Below are 23,956 nucleotides of genomic sequence, written 5' to 3' on the forward strand. Positions count from 1 at the left end.
CCCGAAGAGCCACCGACCGAACCGGAACCGCTGGGAGTCCCATCCATGCTGCGCACCGAACTGCTGCGGCCACTGCACGAGCTGCTCCGGCAGCAGAGTGAGCGGTTCGGTCGGAAGACGGCATACCGCGACGACCGCCGCGCGCTCGGCTACGCCGACCTGGAGACCCGCACCCGACGGCTCGCCGGCCACCTCGCGGACCTGGGGATCCGCCCCGGCGACCGGGTGGCCCTGCTGCTCGGCAACCGGGTGGAGACCGTCGAGAGCTACTACGCCGTCGCCCGGTCCGGCGCCATCGGCGTCCCCCTCAACCCGCGCTCCTCGGACGCCGAACTGGCCCACCTCCTCCAGGACAGCGGTGCCGAGGCGATCGTCACCGACGCCTACCACCTCGACCAGCTCGACCGCGTCACCGCCGCCGGCACCCCGCCGACCGTGCTGGTGGTCGACGGCGACACGGACGAGGCGCCGCTGCCCGAGGGCCACCACGCGTACGAGCACCTCGCGACCTCCGAGCCGACGCGACCCGCGTACGACGGCCTCGGCCTCGACGACATCGCCTGGATGCTCTACACCTCGGGCACCACGGGCAAGCCCAAGGGCGTCCTGTCCACCACGCGCAACTGCCTCTGGTCGGTCGCGGCCGGCTACGCACCCGTACTCGACCTGTCCGAGCGGGACCGGGTCCTGTGGCCCCTGCCGCTCTTCCACAGCCTCTCCCACATCGCCTGCGTGCTGTCGGTCGCGTCGGTCGGCGCCACCGCGCGGATCGTGGACGGACTGTCCGCCGCGGACGTGCTCGACATCTGGGGCGGCGAGGACTTCACCGTCGTCGCCGGAGTCCCGACGATGTACCACCACCTCGTGCGCGAGGCACGGGCCCGCGACTTCACCGCCCCCGGCCTGCGGGTGGGACTCGTCGGCGGAGCCATCACGACCGCCGAACTGCGCGACGCGGTGGAGACGACGTTCGGCGCACCGCTCGTGGACGCCTACGGCAGCACCGAGACGTGCGGCTCGATCACCATCAACTGGCCCAGCGGAGCCCGCGTGGAGGGCTCCTGCGGACTGCCCGTCGTCGGCCTCGGCGTCCGGCTGGTCGACCACCGCACCGGCCTCGACGTCGCCGACGGCACGGAGGGCGAGGTCTGGGTCCGCGGCCCCAACGTGATGGCCGGCTACCACAACCAGCCCGAGGCCACGGCCGAGGCGCTGAAGGACGGCTGGTACCGCACCGGCGACCTCGCCCGGCGCGACGAGGCCGGCTACTTCACGGTCACCGGACGCATCAGGGAACTCGTCATCCGGGCCGGCGAGAACATCCATCCGCTCGAGGTCGAGAGCGTCCTGCGGACCGTCCCCGGCATCGAGGACGTCGCCGTCGCCGGAAAGCCGCACGCCGTCCTGGGCGAGGTGCCGGTCGCCTTCGTGGTGCCCGGCCCCGACGGCTTCGACCCGGCCGCGGCCCTCGCCGCGTGCCGGGAGCGGCTCTCGTACTTCAAGGTGCCCGAAGAGCTGTACGAGATCCGCGAGATCCCGAGGACCGCCTCCGGCAAGGTCACCCGGGGACGCCTGCTCGAACTCCCCGCGCTGCTGCGCGCGAGGGGCAACGACGACGAGGAGGGCCTCTTCCGCCTGGAGTGGACCCCGGGCGGCACCGACGCGCCGACCGAGGCACAGCTGTGGGCGGTCGAAGGCGATCAGGACCCGAACGTCCTCGCCGCACTGCGGTCCGCCGGCGTACGGGTGCGCCCCCGCGCGGACATGGCGGCGGACGGCGAAGTGCCGGACGTGACGCTGTGGGTGGCGCCGAAGGCGACGGGGGAGGGCTCGTCGCCGGAGTCCTCGGCGGAGTCGTGGATTGATTCCTGGACGGCCGACGCCCGAACGGCGGACTCCCGTCTGGTGGTCGTCACCCGGGGGGCCATGACGACCGGCCCCGAGGACGGCGCGGGGAATCCGGAACAGGCCGCGGTGTGGGGTCTCGTACGGTCCGCACGGCTCGCGCACCCCGGCCGCGTCACCCTCGTCGACCTCGACCTCGACGCCGATCGCGCCCCCGCTCTCGGCGAGGCGTCGGTCCGGGCCCTGGCGGCCGGCGTGGCCTCCGGGGAACCGGAGTTCGCGGTGCGTGCCGGGGTCACGCTGCTGCCGCGGCCGGTGCGGGTCGCCATGGACAGCGCCCGCGGCGCGCGAGGGACGTTCGACGGCCCCGGAACCGTGGTCCTCACCGGCGCGGACACCGCGCGCGGCGCCGCCCTCGCCGACCACCTCGTCGGTGCCCACGGCGCCCGGCGCCTGCTGCTCATCGCCCGGCCCGGCACGGGCACCGCGGCCACCGCGACGTACGACCGGCTCGTCGCGGCGGGCGCCGAGGTCCGGCTCGTCGAGTGCGACCTCGCGGCCGAGGACGAACTGGCCGCCGCCCTCGCGCAGGCCGAAGCACCGGTACGGGCCTTCGTGTACGCCTCCGCTCCCGCCGGCCCGCCCGCCGGCTCCTTGACCGACATGGCTGCCAACCCGCTCGCCGACACGGCCGCGGAGCTGCGCAACCTGCACCGCCTCACCCGCGAGGCCGACCTGTCCGCCTTCGTCCTGTGCTCGTCCGTCGTCGGGGTCACGGGCGATCGAGACGACGCCCGTACGGCGGCCCGGGCCGCGTATCTCGACGCCTACGCACGGCGGTTGCACGCCGAGGAGGGCATAGCGGCCCTGTCCCTGGGATGGGGACCGAAGGACGACGTCGCCGCCTTCGACGCGGCCCTCACCACCGGCCTTCCTCACCTCTTCGTCGCGGGCGCGGGCGCGGGCGCGGGCGCGGGCGGAGGTGCAGGTGCAGGTGCAGGTGCGGTTGCGGGCACCGGTCGGCGGGCCGTCGGGGCCATCGGTGGCGTCGGGGCCGTCGGTGGCGTCGGGGGTGTCGGTGGCGACCGGCCGGAGGCCGAGCGGGACGGCGGGACGACGCCCGCCGCGCGTAGCTCCCGTTCCGTCCGGCGGGAGGACTTCGCGGAGGGCGACCGGATGCGACGGCTGGTGGACCTGGTCCGGGGCCACGTCGCCGACCTCCTGGCCCTTCCCGGCATCCAGTCCGTCCCGACCGGGCGCGCCTTCAAGGACCTCGGATTCACCTCCGCCAACGCCGTCGAGCTCCGCAACCGGCTCGGCGAGGCGACCGGGCTGCGCCTGCCGCCCACCTCGGCCTTCGACCACCCCACGCCGGAAGCCCTCGCCCGCCGACTGCACCGCGGACTCTTCGGAGCCGACGAGGAGACGGCCGCGCCCGTCGCCGCCGCACCGGTGCCCGCTCCCGACGAGCCGGTGGCGATCGTGGGGGTGGCGTGCCGTTTTCCGGGTGGGGTGTCGTCGCCGGAGGATCTGTGGCGGTTGGTTGCCGGTGAGGTGGATGTCATCGGTGGGTTCCCCAGGGATCGGGGGTGGGATCTGGGGTCGTTGTTCGATGAGGATCCGGATCGTGTGGGGACGAGTTATGCCCGTGAGGGTGGGTTCCTGGATGACGCGGCGGGGTTCGACGCGGGGTTCTTCGGTATTTCGCCGCGTGAGGCGTTGGGGATGGATCCTCAGCAGCGGTTGATGTTGGAGGCGTCGTGGGAGGTGCTGGAGCGGGCGGGTGTCGATCCGGCCGGGTTGCGGGGCAAGCCGGTCGGCGTCTTCACCGGCGCCATGCACCAGGACTACGCCGCCGGGCACGGGCAGAACCCGGGTGAAGACGCCGACGGCGTCGAGGGCTACCTGCTGACCGGCGGCGCCGGCAGCGTGCTCTCCGGGCGCGTCTCGTACTTCCTGGGCCTCGAAGGCCCGGCCGTGACCGTCGACACGGCCTGCTCCTCGTCCCTGGTCGCCCTGCACCTGGCGGCGCAGTCGCTGCGGTCGGGCGAGTCGTCGCTCGCCCTGGCGGGCGGCGTGACGGTCATGACCTCGCCGAGCTCCTTCGTCGGCTTCTCCCGGCAGCGGGGCCTCGCCCCCGACGGCCGCTGCAAGTCCTTCGCGGCGGCCGCCGATGGAACGGGCTGGTCCGAGGGCGCAGGCGTCCTGCTTCTTGAGCGGCTCTCCGACGCGGTGCGCAACGGCCGCCGCATCTGGGCCGTGGTGCGCGGTACGGCCGTCAACCAGGACGGCACGTCGAACGGACTGACGGCTCCGAACGGCCCCTCCCAGCAGGCGGTCGTCCGCACGGCACTGGCGAGCGCGGGTCTCGGGACCACCGATGTCGACGCCGTGGAGGCGCACGGCACGGGCACCTCGCTGGGCGACCCGATCGAAGCGCAGGCACTGCTCGCCACCTACGGGCAGGGCCGTGACGAGCAACGGCCTTTGTGGCTCGGCTCGTTGAAGTCGAACATCGGGCATACGCAGGCGGCCGCCGGTGTGGCCGGTGTCATCAAGATGGTGATGGCGATGCGGCACGGTGTGCTGCCGCGCACGCTCCACGTGGACGAACCGACCCCGCAGGTGGACTGGACCGCGGGTGCCGTCGAGCTGTTGACGGAGTCCCGCCCCTGGCCCGAGCTCGACCGGCCCCGCCGTGCGGGCGTCTCCTCCTTCGGCATCAGCGGCACCAACGCGCACGTGATCCTGGAGCAGGCTCCGGAGCCGGCGGCTGTGGAAGCGGCCGAGCCCGAGGCCCCCTTCCCCGGACCGGTTCCAGTGGTCCTTTCGGCGCGCGGCCGCGCGGGACTGGCCGCACAGGCACGGGAGTTGGCGTCGTTCCTGTCGGAGCGGGCCGAGGTGAGCCTGGCGGAGGCCGGGCGGGCGCTGGTCGGGACGCGGGGCGTGCTGTCGGAGCGTGCCGTGATCGTGGCGGACGACCGCGCCGAGGCGTTGGCAGGGCTCGACGCGCTGGCGCGGGGCGAGTCCGTGCCCGGTGTGGTCACCGGAGAGGGCGCGGACGGGGGCCGGCTCGCGGTCCTGTTCACGGGGCAGGGGAGTCAGCGGGTCGGGATGGCCCGAGGCCTGTACGACCGCTATCCGGTGTTCCGGGAGGCGTTCGACGCCGCGTGTGCGGCCCTGGACGCACGGCTGGCCGGGCACGTGGAGCAGTCCGTCGCGGAGGTCGTCTTCGGTGCGGAGAGCGCTCCGCTGGATCGGACGGTGTTCACGCAGGCCGCGCTGTTCGCGGTGGAGACCGCGCTCTACCGCCTCTACGCGTCGTGGGGCGTCACGCCGGACTGCCTCGGCGGCCATTCGGTCGGAGAACTCAGCGCCGCCCACGTGGCGGGCGTTCTGTCCCTGGAGGACGCGGCGGTGATGGTCGCCGCCCGTGGCCGCCTGATGCAGGCCCTGCCTTCCGGTGGGGCGATGGTGTCGGTGGCCGCGCCGGAGGAGACCGTGCGTCGACTGCTCCCGGCGGGGGTGGATGTCGCTGCCGTGAACGGGCCGTCCTCCGTCGTGATCTCGGGTGGGGAGGCGGAAGTCGCCGACCTGGCGGCGCAGTTGACCGCGGCCGGGGTCAAGACGCGTCGGCTGACGGTGTCGCACGCCTTCCACTCGGTGCTGATGGAGCCGATGCTGGACGAGTTCCGGGCCGTACTGGAGGAACTGACGTTCCGGCGGCCCGAGATCCCCCTCGTGTCCAACGTGACCGGTGAGGTCGCCGACCCGGATCTCCTCACGCGCCCCGAGTACTGGGTGGACCACGTCCGGGCGACCGTGCGGTTCGCCGACGGTGTACGGGCGCTGGAGCGCGCCGGTGTCTCCGTCTTCCTGGAGCTGGGGCCGGACGCCGTCCTGTCGGCGATGGGCCCGGACTGCGTGACGGGCGACGACTCCGTCTTCGTACCGTCGCTGCGCCGTGGGCACGACGACGCGCGCTCGGCCCTGGCCGCCCTGGCCACCCTGCACGTACGGGGTACGTCGGTCGACTGGAACCCGCTGCTCGGTGAGGGCACGGGGTGGCCGGTGGAGTTGCCGACGTACGCCTTCCAGCGGCAGCGGTACTGGCTGGAGAACGCCGAAAGCGTGGTCGACGCGGAAGGCCTGGGCCTCGGGGCCGTCGACCATCCGATGCTCGGCGCGAGGGTCGAGGTCCCCGACTCGGGCGGACTGCTGTTCAGTTCACGGCTCTCGCTCCGTACGCACCCGTGGCTGGCCGCTCACGCGACGGCCGGAAGCGTGCTCGTGCCCGGCTCGGTGTTCGTCGAGCTCGCGGTGCGCGCCGGGGACGAGGCCGGCTGTGGTCTGCTGGCCGAGCTGGCGATCGAGGCCCCGCTCGTCCTGCCCGAACAGGGCGGCGTACAGCTGCGGGTGGAGGTCGGCGAGAGCGACGCGTCCGGGGAGCGGATCGTGCGGGTGCACGCGCGCCGCGCGGACGCCGAGCCGGGCTCGCCGTGGACCCGGCACGCCTCCGGGCGGCTCGCACCCGACGCCGCGGCCCCCGGTTTCGAACTGACGCAGTGGCCGCCGCTCGGCGCGGTCGCCGAGGCCGAAGGCGTGTGGACCCGGGGCGAGGAGGTCTTCGCCGAGGTCGTGCTGCCCGACGGGGTCGGCCGCGTCGACGGGTTCGGGCTCCACCCCGCCCTGCTGGACGCGTGTCTCGACGCCCGGCCGGAACAGCTCCCGGCACTGCCCTCCCACTGGACCGGCGTACGGCTGTGGGCGGAGGGCGCGACGCTTCTGCGCGTTCACCTGACTCCGCAGGGCCCGGACACCGTCGGCGTGCGGCTGGCCGATGCCTCGGGCGCCCCGGTGGCCTCGGTGGAGTCGCTGCGCTTCCGGCCGCTGGACCCCATGCCGTCCGTACCGGGCGCGGCCGCCGACCGGATGTTCCGCGTGGGCTGGGAGCGCCTGCCCCTGGAGGCGGCGAGCACGGAACTGCCGGACGTCACCGCGGCGGACACCGTCGAGGACGTGCGCGCGCTGGCCGGGACCGGCACCCCGTCCGGGATCGTCCTGGTCGACGTCGACGGCGGCGCCCACCCCGAAGCCGGCGCCCACCCCGAAGCCGGCGCCCACCCCGAAGCCGGCGCCTGCCCCGACGGTGGAGCCCACCCCGACGGCGGCGACCCCCGCGACGTCGACGGCGGCGTCCGCCCCGACGCCGTACGGGAGGCCACCGGCCGGATCCTGGAGCTGATCCAGGCATGGCTGGCCGAACCGGCCCTGGAGGAGACGCGGCTGGCCGTGCTGACGCACGGGGCGGTCGCGGTCGGCGACGACCACGAACTGACGGACCTCGCCGCCGCGGCGGTGTGGGGTCTGGTGCGCTCGGCGCAGGCCGAGCATCCCGGCCGGATCGTCCTCCTCGACACCGGATCCGACGCGGAGCCGGACATCGCCGCCGAGCCGGCACCGGTGACACGGGCCGTACGGGAGGTGCTCGCGGGCGTCCTGGAGTCCGGGGAGCCGCAGGCGGCGGTGCGCGCGGGCGGCGTGTGGGTGCCCCGTCTGGAGCGGGCCGCCGCGACGGCGGAGCGGGACCGGGTGCTCGACCCGGCGGGGACCGTGCTGATCACGGGCGGAACCGGCGGACTCGGGCGTCTGGTGGCCCGGCACCTGGTGCGCGAGCACGGGGTCGGATCCCTGGTGCTGGTGAGCCGCCGGGGGCCGCGGGCACCGGGCGCGGACGCGCTGGAGGAGGAGCTGACCGCTCTGGGCGCCCGGGTACGGATCACGGCCTGCGACGTGGCCGACCGCGAGGCGGTCGCCGGTGTGCTCGCCGACGTGCCTGCGGACGCCCCGCTGACCGGGGTGATCCACACGGCCGGTGTGCTCGACGACGGTGTGGTCACCGCACTGACCGCCGAGCGTCTCGACACGGTCCTCCGCCCGAAGGCCGACGCGGCCCTGGTGCTCGACGAGCTCACGCGTGACCTCGATCCGGCGGTGTTCGTCCTGTTCTCGTCGGCCGCGGGAACGCTCGGGAACCCCGGGCAGGGCAACTACGCGGCCGCGAACGCCTTCCTCGACGCGCTGGCCAGGCGCCGTCGGGCGGCCGGGCTGCCCGCGACCTCGCTCGCCTGGGGAGGCTGGGCCGGGGACAGCGAGATGACGGCCGGTCTCGGCGAGGCCGACGTGCGGCGCAACCGCCGTATCGGCATGTCCGACATCACGCCCGACCTGGGCATGGAACTGCTCGACCGCGCGCTCCGGGCCGCCGATTCCGTCCTCGTGCCGGCCGAGCTGGACCTCGCCGGCCTGCGCGCCCAGTCCCGAACGAGCCCCGTTCCCGCCCTCCTGCGCGCACTCGTCCCCAGCCGGCGGCGGGTCGCGAGCGGTGCCACCGCGCGCGGCGGCGACTGGGCCCAGCGGCTGGCCGCCCTCGGTCCCGCCGAGCAGGAGAAGTCCCTGCTCGACCTGATCGGCGGCCACGCCTCGCAGGTCCTCGGCCACTCCGCCCGGAACCAGGCCGACGCGTCCCGCCCCTTCCGCGACATCGGTTTCGACTCCCTCACCTCGGTGGAGTTCCGCAACCGGCTGAGCGCCGCGACCGGCCTCTGCCTGCCCGCGACGCTCCTCTACGACCACCCGAACCCGCAGGACCTCGCCGGGCACCTGCGGTCCGAGCTCCTGGGCGCGCGGTCCGACGCCTCCGGCACCCCGGACGGGACGCGGTCCGCCCCGGACGAGCCCCTCGCGATCGTCGCCATGGGCTGCCGCTTCCCGGCCGGGGTGAACAGCCCCGAGGACCTGTGGGAGCTCCTCGCCGCGGGCACCGACGCGATCACCGACTTCCCCGCCGACCGCGGCTGGGACCTCGACGCCCTCCACGACCCCGACCCCGACCACCCGGGCACGACCTACACCCGTCGCGGCGCCTTCCTCGACGACGCGGCCGGCTTCGACGCCGACTTCTTCGGCATCTCGCCGCGCGAGGCGCTGGCGATGGACCCGCAGCAGCGGCTGCTGCTGGAGACGTCCTGGGAGACGTTCGAGCGGGCGGGGATCGACCCGACGACGCTCCGGGGCAGCGACATCGGCGTCTTCGCCGGAGTCAACACCCAGGACTACGCACTCCGCCTGCACCTGGCCCCCGAACCGGTCGAGGGACACCGCATCACCGGTGCGTCCAACGCCGTCGTCTCCGGCCGCATCTCGTACTTCCTCGGCCTCGAAGGCCCGGCGGTGACGCTGGACACGGCCTGCTCCTCGTCCCTGGTCGCCCTGCACCTGGCCGCGCAGTCGCTGCGCTCGGGCGAGTGCTCCATGGCCCTGGCCGGCGGTGTGACCGTCATGACCGGGACGGACGCGTTCGTCGACTTCTCCCGGCAGCGCGGCCTGTCCGCGGACGGCCGCTGCAAGCCGTTCGCTGCGGCCGCCGACGGTACGGGCTGGGCCGAGGGCGTCGGCATGCTGCTCCTCGAACGGCTCTCCGACGCGGAGCGCAACGGGCGCCGGATCCTGGGTGTCGTACGAGGCTCCGCCGTGAACCAGGACGGTGCCTCGAACGGCCTGACCGCGCCCAACGGCCCCTCCCAGCAGCGGGTCATCCGCCGCGCCCTGAGCAACGCGGGGCTGACCGCCGCCGAAGTGGACGCGGTGGAGGCGCACGGCACGGGAACCCAGCTGGGCGACCCGATCGAAGCGCAGGCGCTGCTCGCCACCTACGGACAGGGACGGACGACCGGCGAGCCCCTGTGGCTCGGGTCGGTGAAGTCGAACATCGGGCACACGCAGGCCGCCGCCGGCGTCGCCGGCGTCATCAAGATGGTGATGGCGATGCGGCACGGCGTGCTGCCCCAGACCCTCCACGTCGACGAGCCGACGCCCCAGGTGGACTGGACGGCCGGCGCCGTGGAACTCCTGACGCGGGCCCGCCCCTGGCCCCGGCTCGACCGCCCCCGCCGGGCGGGTGTCTCGGGCTTCGGCGTCAGCGGCACCAACGCCCACGTCATCCTGGAACAGGCTCCGCAAGACCTCCGGATCGCCCCGGCGGCCTCGCAGGCAGGCCCCCAGGATCCGTCCGAGACGTCAGGGACCGCCACCGCCCCCGCCGCCGTCACCGACCCCCCACCTCCCGCCCTTCCCTGGCCGGTCTCGGCGAAGAGCGCCGACGCGCTGCGGGACCAGGCCGCCCGGCTGGCCGCCTTCGTGCGCGGACGCCCGGAGACGAGCGGACTCGACCTCGCGCACGCCCTCGTCACCACCCGCACGACCTTCGAGCACCGCGCCGTGGTCGTCGCCGCCGGCGACGACCGTGAGGGCTTCCTCACCGGCCTCGACGCCCTGGCCGCGGGCGAGCCGCTCCCCGAGAACGTCGCCAGGAGCGACCGGAGCGGCGGCGGGCTCGCCTTCCTGTTCACCGGGCAGGGCAGCCAGCGGGTCGGCATGGGCCGTGAGCTGTACGAGCGGCACCCGGTGTTCCGGAACGCCTTCGACGCGCTCTGCGCCGCCCTCGACCGCCACCTCGCCGGACACGTGGACCTCCCGCTCCGGGACGTGGTCTTCGCGACTCCGGGGTCGCCGGCGGCCGGACTCCTCGACGCCACGGTGTACGCGCAGTCCGCCCTGTTCGCGGTCGAGACGGCGCTCTACCGCCTGTACGAGTCCTGGGGCGTCCGCCCCGACGTGCTCGCCGGCCACTCCGTCGGCGAGCTGACCGCCGCCCACGCGGCGGGGGTGCTCTCGCTCGACGACGCCGCGGCCCTGGTGGCCGCGCGCGGCAGGCTCATGCAGGCCATGCCCGGCGACGGCGTGATGATCGCCGTCGACGCGGCCGAGAGCGACGTGCTTCCGTACGTGACCGCCCGGCCCGGCGCCGTGGCCGTCGCGGCGGTCAACGGCACCTCCTCCGTCGTCCTCTCCGGCGACGCCGACGCGGTCACGGCCGCCGCCGGGGAACTCGCCGCCCGGGGACACCGGACCCGGCGGCTGCGGGTCAGCCACGCCTTCCACTCCCCGCACATGGGCGGGATGCTCGACCGGTTCCGCGAGGTCGTGGCCGGACTGACCCTCCTCCCGCCGACCGTCCCGGTCGTCTCCAACCTCACCGGAACCCTGGCCACACCCGAGCAGCTCCGCTCGCCCGACTACTGGGTCGACCACGTCCGGGGAACCGTCCGGTTCCTCGACGGCGTCCGGGCGCTGCACGAGCGGCACGTCACCACGTTCCTCGAACTGGGACCGGGCGGTGTCCTCACCACGCTCGCCCAGCAGGCCCTCGCCGACCGGTCCGCCACGGACCTGTCCTTCCTCCCCTCGCTCCACCGGGCGGAGGACGAGGCCGTCGCCGTCGTGACGGCACTCGCCCGGCTGCACACCCGGGGCGTCCCGGTGCACTGGCCCGCCCTGTTCGAAGGCACCTCGCCCGGCCCGGTCGACGACCTCCCGACGTACGCCTTCCAGCACGAGCGCTTCTGGCTGGACGCCGACGCACGCACCACCGACGCGGCCGGCCTCGGCCAGCGGCCCGTCCCGCACCCCCTCCTGAACGCCGCCGTCGAACTGCCCGACACCGACGGCCTGGTCCTCACCGGACGCCTGCGCACCATGCCGTCCCGCCCGGACGCCGTCCTCCTCGAAACCGTCCTGCGGGCGGCGGACGAGGCCGGCTGCGGCACGGTCGGCACCCTGCGGGTCGAGCGGCCGCTGCCCCAGGACGACGACGTCCTCCTTCGGGTCACCATCGGCGCTCCCGCCACCAGCGGGGACGGCGCCCGTTCGATCGCCGTCCACACCCGCCCGGTGGTCGCCGCCGACGACACCCCGTGGACCCGACACGCCCTCGGAACCCTCGTCGCGCGGATCCAGGAACCGGCGTTCGGCCTCGCGCAGTGGCCGCCGGCCGGCGCCGAACCCCTCGACGCGGACGGAACCGCTCCCGCATGGCGGCACGGCGACGAGATCTTCACCGAGGCCACCCTGGACGAGGACCTCCGCGCGGAGGCGGACTGGTACGGCCTCCACCCCGCCCTGCTGGCCGCCGCCATCCGGCCCACGCTCCTGAGCGCGCTCGACGGGGCGTCCGCGCCCCGCACGCCCGCCGCCTACGACGACCTGGCGCTCCACGCCACAGCCGCCACCCGGCTGCGCGTGCGCGCAGCACACGTCGGCGAGGGCCGGTTCCAGGTGGAACTGGCCGACACCGCAGGCCATCCGGTGGCATCCATCGGATCCCTCCTGCTCCGCACCGCGCTCCCGGCAGAGCCCGCGCCGACGCTCCTGACGACGACGGAGACGACGGAGACGACGGAGACGACGGAGACGGCCGGGACGACCGGTCTGACCGAGACGACCGAGACGACCGAGACGACCGAGACGACCGGGACGACGGAGACGAGGGGCCCGGTCCGGCCGGTCAGGCCGGTCCGGCCGATCGCGCGGACGGACGAACCCTCCGACGGCGACTACGCCACCCGGCTCGCCGCCCTTCCTGACCCCGAACAGCACCGGGTCGTCCTCGAACTGGTCCGTGCCCACGCCGCCGCCGTACTGGGCCAGGCCCGGACCATCGAGACCACGAAGGACTTCCGCAGCCTCGGCTTCGACTCCCTCGCCGGACTTCGGTTCCGTGCGCGGCTGCAGACCGCCGTCGGCATCGACCTGGCGGCCACCCTCGTCTTCGACCACCCGACTCCCACGGCGCTCGCGGACTTCCTCCGCGCGGAACTGCTCGGGGAGCACCCGGACACGACCGCCGACGCGGGGACGGACCCCGGCGTGCACGACGCGGGCGAGCCGATCGCGATCGTGGGGATGGCGTGTCGTTTCCCGGGTGGGGTGACGTCGCCGGAGGAGTTGTGGGATCTGGTGGTCTCTGGTGGTGACGGGATCTCGGGGTTCCCGGTGAACCGTGGGTGGGATCTGGAGAACCTGTATCACCCGGATCCGGATCACGCGGGGACGAGTTACGCCCGTGAGGGTGGGTTCCTGCATGACGCGGACGAGTTCGACGCGTCGTTCTTCGGGATCTCGCCGCGTGAGGCGCTGGCGATGGATCCGCAGCAGCGGTTGATGCTGGAGACCTCCTGGGAGGCGCTGGAGCGGGCGGGCATCGATGCGGCCGCGCTGCGCGGCAAGTCCGTCGGCGTCTTCACCGGGCTGGTCAACCACGAGTACACCACGCGCCTGAACACGGCCCCCGACGGCGTCGAGGGCTATCTGATGACCGGCGGCATCGGCAGCATCGTCTCGGGCCGCGTCTCCTACCTCCTCGGCCTCGAAGGCCCCGCCGTCACCGTCGACACCGCCTGCTCGTCGGCCCTCGTCGGCCTGCACCTGGCGGCCCAGTCGCTCAGGTCGGGCGAATCCTCCCTGGCCCTGGCCGGCGGCGTGACGGTGATGGCGACCCCGGACGCGTTCGTCGCCTTCTCCCGACAGCGCGGCCTGTCCGCGGACGGCCGCTGCAAGCCGTTCGCCGCGGCCGCCGACGGTACGGGCTGGGCCGAGGGCGCGGGCGTCCTGCTCCTTGAGCGACTCTCGGACGCGGTCCGCAACGGGCGCCGGATCCTGGGAGTCGTACGAGGCTCCGCCGTGAACCAGGACGGTGCCTCGAACGGCCTCACCGCGCCCAACGGCCCCTCCCAGCAGCGGGTCATCCGCCGCGCCCTGAGCAACGCGGGGCTGACCGCCGCCGAGGTGGACGCGGTGGAGGCGCACGGCACGGGTACCTCGCTGGGCGACCCGATCGAAGCGCAGGCACTGCTCGCCACCTACGGGCAGGGGCGTGACGAGGAACGGCCTTTGTGGCTCGGCTCGTTGAAGTCGAACATCGGCCACACGCAGGCAGCCGCCGGCGTGGGCGGCGTCATCAAGATGGTGATGGCGATGCGGCACGGTGTGCTGCCCCGCACGCTCCACGTGGACGAACGGACCCCCCAGGTGGACTGGTCCGCCGGAGCCGTCGAGCTGTTGACGGAGTCCCGCCCCTGGCCCGAGTCGGACCGTCCGCGCCGTGCGGGTGTCTCCTCCTTCGGCGTCAGCGGAACCAACGCCCACGTGATCCTGGAACAGGCCCCCACACAGCAGCCCCCCACCGGCGCCACCGGCGCGCTGGACGAGGGACCCGTTCCACTGCTCATCGCCGCCCGGGGCGCCACAGGACTCGCCGGTCAGGCCGAGGAGCTGGCGCGCTTCCTGAAGCGGAACGTCGATGTGGACCTGCGGGACGCGGCCCGCTCGCTCGCACGGACGCGGAGCGCCCTGGCGGAGCGCGCGGTGATCGTGGCGGGCGACCGTGCCGAGGCGCTGGCCGGGCTTGACGCCTTGGCGCGGGGCGGGTCCGCAGCAGGTGTGGTCACCGGAGAGGTCGCGGACGGTGGCCGGCTGGCGGTGTTGTTCACGGGGCAGGGGAGTCAGCGGGTCGGGATGGCTCGGGGCCTGTACGAGCGTTTCCCGGTGTTCCGGGAGGCGTTCGACGCGGCGTGTGCGGCGCTGGACGCGCGGTTGGCCGGGCATGTGGAGCGGCCGGTGGCGGAGGTCGTGTTCGGTGCGGAGGGTGCTCTGCTGGATCGGACGGTGTTCACGCAGGCCGGGTTGTTCGCGGTGGAGACGGCGTTGTTCCGGTTGGTGGAGTCGTGGGGTGTCCGGCCCGACTTCGTCGGTGGTCATTCGGTGGGTGAGGTGACGGCGGCGCATGTGGCGGGGGTGTTGTCGCTGGAGGATGCGGCGATGTTGGTCGCGGCGCGTGGCCGGTTGATGCAGGCTCTGCCTTCGGGTGGGGCGATGGTGTCGGTGGCCGCCCCCGAGGAGGTCGTACGTCCGCTCCTGACCTCGGGTGTCGATATCGCTGCCGTGAATGGTCCGGCCTCTGTCGTGATCTCCGGTGTTGAGGGCGAAGTCCTCGCCCTGTCCGAGACGTTGGCGGCGCAGGGTGTGAAGGCCCGGCGTTTGAATGTTTCGCATGCTTTCCATTCGGCGTTGATGGAGCCGATGTTGGAGGAGTTCCGTGCGGTCGTGAAGGGGTTGGAGTTCCGGTCGCCGCGGGTTGGTCTGGTCTCGAATGTGACCGGGGAGATCGCGGATCCGGAGCTGGTGGTACGTCCTGAGTATTGGGTGGAGCACATTCGTGCCGCGGTGCGATTCGCTGATGGTGTGCGGGCGTTGGAGCGCGCGGACGTGGTGACGTTCCTTGAGCTGGGTCCCGATGCGGTGCTGTCGGCGATGGGTGCGGATTGTCTGACGGGTGATGCTGCGGTCTTCGTGCCGTCGTTGCGTCGTGAGGGTGACGAGGTGCGTGCGTTGGTGTCCGCGCTGGGTGGTCTGCATGTGCGGGGTGCGGCGGTGGATTGGCGGGCGCTGCTCGGTGAGGGCGCGGGGTGGCCGGTGGAGTTGCCGACGTACGCCTTCCAGCGACAGCGCTACTGGATCGAGGACGCCGAGTCCGAGACTCCTCAGCGGGACTCCGACGAGGTGAGCTTCTGGGAGGCCGTCGAGAACGAGGACCTGGATGCCCTGGTCAAGACCTTGGGTATCGAGTCCACCGGCGGTGAGCACGAACGCGACGCGGTGGGCGCCGCTCTCGGCGTCCTGGCGTCCTGGCGGCGCGGGCGCGACCGGACATCCCGGTTCGACCAGCTCCGCTACCGCGTCTCATGGTCCCCGGTCTCGCAGTCTCCCTCGACCGCTCCGGCGGGGACGTGGCTCGTCGTCATGCCTTCCGGAACCGCAGCCGCAGCCGGAGCCGCATCCGAGGCTGCGTCCGGAGCCGCATCCGAAGCCGCATCCGGTGTCGACGGCGGCGTCGCCGCGCAGACGGTGCGTGCCCTGGAAGGTCAGGGGCTGCGCATCCGGCAGATGACGTTCGACGCGGCCGAGGCCGACGGTTTCGCCGCCGCACTGCGCGCCGTCCGGGCGGAGGAAGGGGGGCTGGCCGGGGTCCTGTCGCTGCTGGCCCTGGACTCCCGTACCGGAGCGGGGTCCGAGGTGGTCACCGAAGGGACCGTAGCCACGCTGGCGTTGCTGCGGACGCTCGGGGCGGTTCCTTCCGGGATCCCGGTCTGGTGCGCGACCAGTGGCGCGGTGCGCGTGGGTCCGTCCGACCGTCTGCGGGCGCCGGAGCAGGCTGTCGTCTGGGGTCTCGGTCACGCCGTGGCGCTGGAGCATCCGGACCGGTGGGGTGGTCTGCTCGATCTTCCGGAGGCGCTCGACGACCGGACGGCTCAGCAGCTGATCGGGGTGCTGACCGGGGCGGGCGGTCAGGATCAGGTGGCCGTGCGGTCGGCGGGGCTGCTGGCCCGGCGTCTGCGGAACAGTCCGCTGCGCGGCGAGCCGCCGTACCGGGACTGGCGCCCGCGCGGGACCGTGCTCGTCACCAACGGTACGGAGGGACTGGGCCGGCACACGGCGAAGTGGCTGGCCGAGGCCGGCGCAGAGCACCTCGTGCTGACCGTGGACGCGGGTCGCGAGGGGGCGCCGCAGGTGCGGGAGTTCGTGGCGGAGCTCGCGGCGGCGGGAACCGGGGTGACGGTGTCCACGGCGGACATCTCCCGCCGTGAAGGGGTCGCCGAGCTGCTCGCCGTGACGGATGCGCTGCCCGAGCTGACCGGGGTGGTGCACACGGCGGATCTCGCCGGGACGCTGCCGGTCGCGGCGACCGGGCCCGCCGATCTGGCCGAGGTGGTGAGGGCGAAGGCCCATGCCGCCGTCCACCTGGACGAGCTGCTCGGTGACCGGCCGCTCGACCTGTTCGTCACCTTCTCGTCCGTCGCCGGTGTCTGGGGCGGCGGCGGGCAGGGCGCGGCCGGTGCGGTCAGCGCCTACCTCGACGCGCTGGTCGAGCGTCGGCGGGCCCGTGGTCTGAAGGCGACCTCGTTGGCCTGGGGCGTGATCGAGGAGATCGGCGTGGCGGCCGATCCCGCGATCCAGGAGCAACTGCGCCGCCGTGGCGTACTGGCGCTCACGCCGGGCCAGGCGATGGGGGCGCTGGAGGCGTCGATCAGGTACGACGACGGGGTCGTCGCGGTGGCCGACATCGACTGGCCGGCGTTCGTGCCCGCCTTCACCTCCTCCCGTCCCAGCCCGCTGTTGGGCGATCTGCCCGAGGTGCGGAAGGTGGCCGAGTCGGCGGCCGCGCTCGCCGAGGAGGAGGCGGAGGCCGGTTCGCGGCTGGTGCGGAGCCTGGCGGGCGCCACCGAGGCCGAGCAGACCCGCATCCTCATGAAGCTGGTCCGTGAGCGGTCGGCGGAGGCGCTGGGCCACTCGGGTCTGGAGGAGGTCAAGCCGCGCCGGGCCTTCCAGGAGATGGGCTTCGACTCGCTGGCGGCGATCACCCTGCGCAACGCCCTGTCGGCGGCCACCGGTGGCACCCTCCCGGCCACGCTGATCTTCGACTATCCGACACCGACGGCGCTCGTCGCCTATCTGCGCGAGGAACTGGCCGGGGGAGGGGCGGCCGACGGCTCCGAGGACGCCGGCCCCGAGGTGACCCGCCGGCTCGTGGTCTCCGATCCGGCGGCCGACGAACAGGAACTGGAGCTGATCGACGAGATGAGCGTGACGGACCTGGTGCAGCGGGTCCTCGGCAATACCCAGTCGTGAGCGAAAGCGGAAACCGGCTCGTGATCGAAAACGGAAAGAAGCGGAAAGAAGTGGACGCCATGGATGCTCAGAACGGGCAGATCATCGATGCCCTGCGTGCTTCGGTGAAGGAGAACGCACGCCTGCAGCAGCAGTACGACCGGGTGGTCGCCGCCAACTCCGAGCCGATCGCGATCGTGGGGATGGCGTGTCGTTTCCCGGGTGGGGTGACGTCGCCGGAGGAGTTGTGGGATCTGGTGGTGTCCGGTGGTGACGGGATCTCGGGGTTCCCGGTGAACCGTGGTTGGGATCTGGAGAACCTGTATCACCCGGATCCGGATCACGCGGGGACGAGTTACGCCCGTGAGGGTGGGTTCCTGCATGACGCGGACGAGTTCGACGCGTCGTTCTTCGGGATCTCGCCGCGTGAGGCGTTGGCGATGGATCCGCAGCAGCGGTTGATGCTGGAGACCTCCTGGGAGGCACTGGAGCGGGCGGGCATCGACCCCGCCGTCCTGCGCGGCAAGCCCGTCGGCGTCTTCACCGGCATCGCGTTCCACGACTACGGCGCCGATCTGCACGACCTCCCCGACGGACTCGAAGGGTTCATCCTCACCGGTGGCGCGGGCAGCGTGCTCTCCGGCCGCGTCTCCTACCTCCTCGGCCTCGAAGGCCCCGCCGTCACCGTCGACACCGCCTGCTCCTCCTCGCTCGTGACCCTGCACCTGGCGACCCAGTCGCTCCGGTCCGGCGAGTCCTCCCTGGCGCTGGCCGGCGGCGTCACCGTCATGGCCGCCTCGGACGCGTTCGTCTGGTTCTCGCGCCAGCGCGGTCTGGCACTCGACGGTCGTTGCAAGTCGTTCGCGGCGGGGGCCGACGGTACGGGGTGGGCCGAGGGCGCGGGTGTCCTGCTCCTTGAGCGGCTCTCGGACGCGGTGCGCAACGGGCGCCGGATCCTGGGTGTCGTACGAGGATCGGCGGTGAACCAGGACGGCGCGTCGAACGGCCTCACCGCGCCCAACGGCCCCTCCCAGCAGCGGGTCATCCGTGCGGCTCTGGCCAACGCGGGGCTCGCGGCGACGGAGGTCGACGCGGTGGAGGCGCACGGCACCGGGACGTCCCTGGGCGACCCGATCGAAGCGCAGGCCCTGCTGGCCACCTACGGGCAGGGCCGCGACGCGGAACAGCCCCTGTGGCTCGGCTCGTTGAAGTCGAACATCGGTCACGCGCAGGCGGCCGCCGGCGTGGGCGGGGTCATCAAGATGGTGATGGCCATGCGGCACGGTGTGCTGCCGCGCACCCTGCACGTGGACGAGCCCACCCCGCAGGTCGACTGGACGGCCGGCGCCGTGGAGCTCCTGACGGAGGCCCAGCCCTGGCCCGAACTGGACCGACCCCGCCGTGCGGGCGTCTCCGGCTTCGGCGTCAGCGGCACCAACGCCCACGTGATCCTGGAACAGGCCCCCGAGCAGCAGCCGCCCAGCGGTGCCGCGGGCGCGCTCGCGGGCGGACCGTTCCCGCTGGTGCTCTCCGCGCGCGGAAAGGCGGGACTCGCCGGTCAGGCCGAGGAGTTGGCGCGCTTCCTGGAGCGGAACGCGGAGGTGGACCTGCGGGACGCGGCGCGCTCGCTCGTACGGACGCGGAGCGCCCTGTCGGAGCGCGCGGCCGTCGTGGCGGGCGACCGTGCCGAGGCGCTGGCCGGTCTTGAGGCCCTGGCGCGGGGCGAGTCCGCCTCCGGCCTGGTCACCGCCACCGCCGTGGAGGACGGACTGCTCGCGGTCCTGTTCACGGGGCAGGGGAGCCAGCGGGTCGGGATGGCCCGGGGCCTGTACGAGCGTTTCCCGGTGTTCCGGCAGGCGTTCGACGCCGCGTGCGCGGCGCTGGACGCGCGGTTGGCCGGCGACGTGGAGTGCGCGGTCGCGGAGGTCGTCTTCGGTGCGGAGGACGCTCCGCTGGATGAGACGGTGTTCACGCAGGCCGGGCTGTTCGCGGTGGAGACGGCGCTGTTCCGGCTGGTGGAGTCGTGGGGTGTCCGCCCCGACTTCGTCGGCGGCCACTCGGTGGGCGAGCTGACGGCCGCGCATGTGGCGGGAGTGCTGTCCCTGGACGACGCGGCGACGCTGGTCGCGGCGCGTGGCCGGCTGATGCAGGCTCTGCCTTCCGGCGGGGCGATGGTGTCGGTGGCCGCCCCCGAGGAGGTCGTGCGTCCACTCCTCACCTCGGGCGTCGACATCGCCGCCGTGAACGGCCCGGTGTCCGTCGTCGTCTCCGGTGACGAGCGCGAAGTCCTCACCGTGGCGGAGAAGCTGGCGGCGCAGGGCGTGAAGACCCGCCGCCTTTCGGTCTCGCACGCCTTCCACTCGGCCCTCATGGAACCGATGCTCGAAGAGTTCCGGGCCGTCGCCGAGACGTTGACCTTCCATCCCCCGACCGTCGAGATGGTCTCCCACGTCACCGGGGACATCGCGGATCCGGAGCTGGTGTGCCGTCCCGAGTACTGGGTGGAGCACGTCCGGGCCACCGTGCGATTCGCCGATGGCGTAAGGGCGTTGGAGGCCGCCGAGGTCGCCACCTTCCTGGAGCTCGGACCCGACGCGGTCCTGTCGGCCATGGGACCCGACTGCCTCTCCGGCAGGACCGCGGCCTTCGTCCCCTCCCTGCGTGCCGCCGGGGGCGACGTACGGGCCCTGCTGGAAGCCATGGCCGGACTGCACGTGCGCGGTGGCGTCCTCGACTGGAACGCCCTGCTCGGTGAAGGCAAGACCTGGCCGGTGGAGCTGCCGACGTACGCCTTCCAGCGTCAGCGCTACTGGCTCGAAGGGACCGGTGCCTCCGCGGACGCCGCGGGACTCGGACTCGGAGCCGTCGGCCATCCGCTGCTCGGAGCCCTCGTCGAGGTCCCGGGGTCGGACGGCATGCTGTTCAGCTCCCGCCTCTCCCTGCGCACGCACCCGTGGCTCGCCGATCACGCGGCGGCCGGGACCGTGCTCGTGCCGGGCACGGCCTTCGTCGAGCTGGTCGTACGAGCGGGTGACGAGGTCGGCTGCGCGTTGCTGGCCGAGCTGGTGATCGAGGCCCCGCTGACGCTTCCGGAGCAGGGCGGTGTCCAGCTCAGGGTGGAGGTCGGCGAGGCCGACGAGTCCGGGCAGCGGACCGTCCGGGTTCACTCCCGCCGCGAGGACGCCGGACAGGGCTCGTCGTGGACGCGCCATGTCTCCGGCAGTCTCGCCCCCGACGCCACGGCCGCCGGCTTCGACCTCACCCAGTGGCCGCCCGTGGGTGCGGTCCCGGTCGAGAACGCCGCAGCCGGGGCGTACGAGGAGCTGGCCGCCACCGGCTACGGCTACGGACCCGCCTTCCAGGGCCTGCGGACCGTGTGGACCCGGGGCGAGGAGCTCTTCGCCGAAGTCGCCCTGCCCGAGGAGGCCGGTGCCACCGACGGTTACGCGCTCCACCCGGCCCTGCTCGACGCCGCCCTGCACACCAGCATCTTCAAGGACGGCGCCGACCAGCGACTCGTGCTCCCCTTCGCGTGGACGGGCGTACGGGTGTACGCGGCCGGTGCCTCCGCCCTGCGCGTGCACGTGACGCCTCAGGGACCGGACGCCTTCCGCGTCCACCTCGCCGATGCCGACGGCGTCCCGGTGGCGGCGGTGGAGTCACTGGTCACCCGCCCCGTGGCCGCCGGACTCCTGGACCGGGGCACGCCGGAGACCCCGGCCGCCGACCGGATGTTCCGGGTGGTGTGGGAGCGGCTCCCGCTGAAGCCCTCGGGCCCGGCCCTCCACCCGGTCCCCGTCGCCCGTGCCGAGGACCTGACCGCACCGGCCGCCCGTGACGCCGGCGTACTCCTCCTCGACCTCGCCCGCGGACGCGCCGACGCCGACGCGGTACGGGAGCTGAGCACCCGCGTCCTGGAACTGGTCCAGGCCTGGCTGGCCGACCCGGGCCTGGAGGACTCGCGCCTCCTCGTCTCGACCCGCGCGGCGGTCGCGGTCGAGCAGGACGGCGAACTGGCCGACCTGGCCGGTGCGGCCGTGCTGGGTCTGCTGCGGTCCGCGCAGGCCGAGAACCCCGGCCGGATCGTCCTCGTCGACACCGACGGCACCCCCGCCTCACACGCCCTGCTCCCCGCCCTGCTGGCCACGGGAGAGCCCCAGTTCGCCGTCCGCGACGGTGTCGCCTACGTCCGTCGGCTGGCCCGTACGGCATCGGCCGGGGCGCTGGCCCTGCCTGCCGACGAGCCCGCGTGGCGGCTGGCGGCGAGTCCGGACGGCACGTTGGAGAACCTTCCGCTCGTTCCGGCCCCCGAGGCGCTGCGCGCGCTCGCGCCCGGCGAGGTCCGCATCGAGATGCGGGCGGCGGGCCTCAACTTCCGTGACGTGATGATCGGCCTCGGCATGTATCCCAACCCGGCGGCCACCGTCGGCATGGAAGGTGCGGGCACCGTCGCCGAGGTGGGCCCCGGTGTCGAGGGCTTCGCCGTCGGCGACCGCGTGATGGGACTCTTCCCTTCCGCCGTCGGGCCGTACGCGGTCTCCGACCAGCGGACCGTCGTCCGGATCCCGTGCGGCTGGTCCTTCGAGCAGTCGGCGTCGGTCCCGGTCGCGTTCATCACCGCGTACTACGCGCTGCACGACCTCGCCGGTCTGCGGGCGGGCCAGTCCGTCCTCGTGCACGCCGCCGCCGGTGGCGTCGGCATGGCCGCCGTGCAAGTGGCCCGCCACCTCGGCGCCGAGGTCCTCGCCACCGCGAGCCCCGCGAAGTGGGACGCGGTCAAGGCCAACGGGGTCGCCGGGGACCGGCTCGCGAGTTCCCGGACCCTGGAGTTCGAGCAGCGGTTCCTGGACGTGACGGGCGGCCGGGGCGTGGATGTCGTACTGAACTCCCTGGCCGGGGAGTTCGTCGACGCGTCGCTCCGCCTGCTCCCGCGCGGCGGGAGGTTCGTCGAGATGGGCCGCACCGACGTGCGTGACACGGAGGAACTCGCCCGCCTGCACCCGGGGGTCGCCTACGAGGCCTTCGACCTGAGCGACGCCACCGCCGACCGCGTCCAGCGGATGCTGGGCGAGCTGGTGGGGTTGTTCGAGCGGGGTGTGCTGACGCCTCTGCCGTTGACGACGTGGGATGTGCGGCAGGCTCCGGCGGCGTTTCGGTACATGAGTCAGGGCAGGCACACGGGCAAGAACGTGCTGGTGTTGCCGCGGGTTCTTGACCGGGACGGCACGGTGTTGGTGACCGGTGGTACGGGCACGTTGGGTCGTCTGGTGGCTCGGCGGCTGGTGTCCGAGCACGGGGTGCGGAACCTGCTTCTGGTGGGTCGCCGCGGGCGGTGCGCGGAGGGTGTGCCGGAGTTGGAGGCGGAGCTCTCGGGGCTGGGGGCTCGGGTGCGTGTCGCGTCCTGTGATGTGGCGGATCGTGGGGCGTTGGCGGATCTGCTGGCTTCGGTGCCGGCCGAGGCTCCGTTGACGGGGGTCGTGCACACGGCGGGTGTGCTGGACGACGGTGTGGTGTCGGCGTTGACTCCGGAGCGGTTGGAGTCGGTGTTCCGGCCCAAGGTGGACGCGGTGCTGAATCTGCACGAGCTGACGCGGGGGCTTGATCTGGCGGTGTTCGTGTTGTTCTCGTCCGCGGCGGGTTCGTTCGAGTCGCCGGGGCAGGCGAACTACGCGGCGGCCAACGCGTTCCTGGACGCGCTCGCCCAGCATCGCCGGGCGCGCGGCCTGGCCGCGACCTCGCTCGGCTGGGGCCTGTGGGCCCAGGCGACGAGCCTCAGCGGGCACCTCAGCGAGGCGGACCAGAAGCGCATGGCCCGCGGCGGCATGATCGGGCTCTCCGTGGACGAGGGCATGGAGCTGTTCGACGACGCCCTCCAGGCGCCCGAGGCCGCCGTGGTGCCGTTCAAGCTGGATCTCGCCGGGCTCAAGGACCAGGCGAGGACGGGCTCCGTTCCCGCGCTCCTCCGCGGGCTCGTGTCCGTGGGCAGAAGGTCCGCGCAGGGGGCCGGCGCCGGGGCGGACAGCCTGCTCAAGCGGCTCTCCGGCGTCGGGGACAGCGAGCGGAAGCGGATCCTCCTCGAGATGGTCCAGCAGGAGGTGGCCACCATCCTGGGCTTCGCCTCCCAGGACCAGAGCGAGCCGGACCGGGCGCTGAACGAGATCGGGTTCGACTCCCTCACCTCCGTCGAACTGCGCAACCGGCTCTCCGCCCTGACCGGACTGCGGCTCCCCGCCACGCTGATCTTCAACCACCCCACCCCCGTCGCGCTCATGGAGTACCTGAGCGAGGAGCTGGCCGGGGACACGACGGACGCCGACCTCGACGGACAGGAGGAGGAACTGCGCCGCGTGCTGTCCTCCGTCCCGCTCGACCGGTTCCGCGAGGCCGGGGTGCTCGACGTCCTGCTCTCCCTCGCCCGGTCCGAGGCTGCCGACGCGGCCGCCGGAGCCGGTCAGGGGACGAGCGTCGGCGAGCAGCTCGACCTCATCGACTCGATGAGCGTCGGCGACCTCGTACGCCGGGCCCTGGGCACCCCGCAGTCCTGATC

Annotated in this window: 2 protein-coding genes; both read left to right on the top strand. The window is 73.5% G+C overall.

Translation table 11 applies throughout. The features are described from left to right. Positions 1-45: 45 nt before the first annotated feature. Positions 46-17,430: a type I polyketide synthase gene (locus MRBLMG1_RS00155; protein ID WP_367819498.1), complete on the top strand. Its 17,385-nt coding sequence runs from the start codon at positions 46-48 to the stop codon at positions 17,428-17,430. Positions 17,431-17,480: 50 nt separating this feature from the next. Then, positions 17,481-23,954 (top strand): type I polyketide synthase, encoded by a 6,474-nt coding sequence (locus tag MRBLMG1_RS00160; protein ID WP_414721476.1) that lies wholly within the window; start codon positions 17,481-17,483, stop codon positions 23,952-23,954. The last annotated feature ends 2 nt before the right edge of the window (positions 23,955-23,956 follow it).

The sequence above is a fragment of the Streptomyces sp. LMG1-1-1.1 genome, assembly GCF_040815545.1.
In the GTDB taxonomy this organism is placed as follows: domain Bacteria; phylum Actinomycetota; class Actinomycetes; order Streptomycetales; family Streptomycetaceae; genus Streptomyces.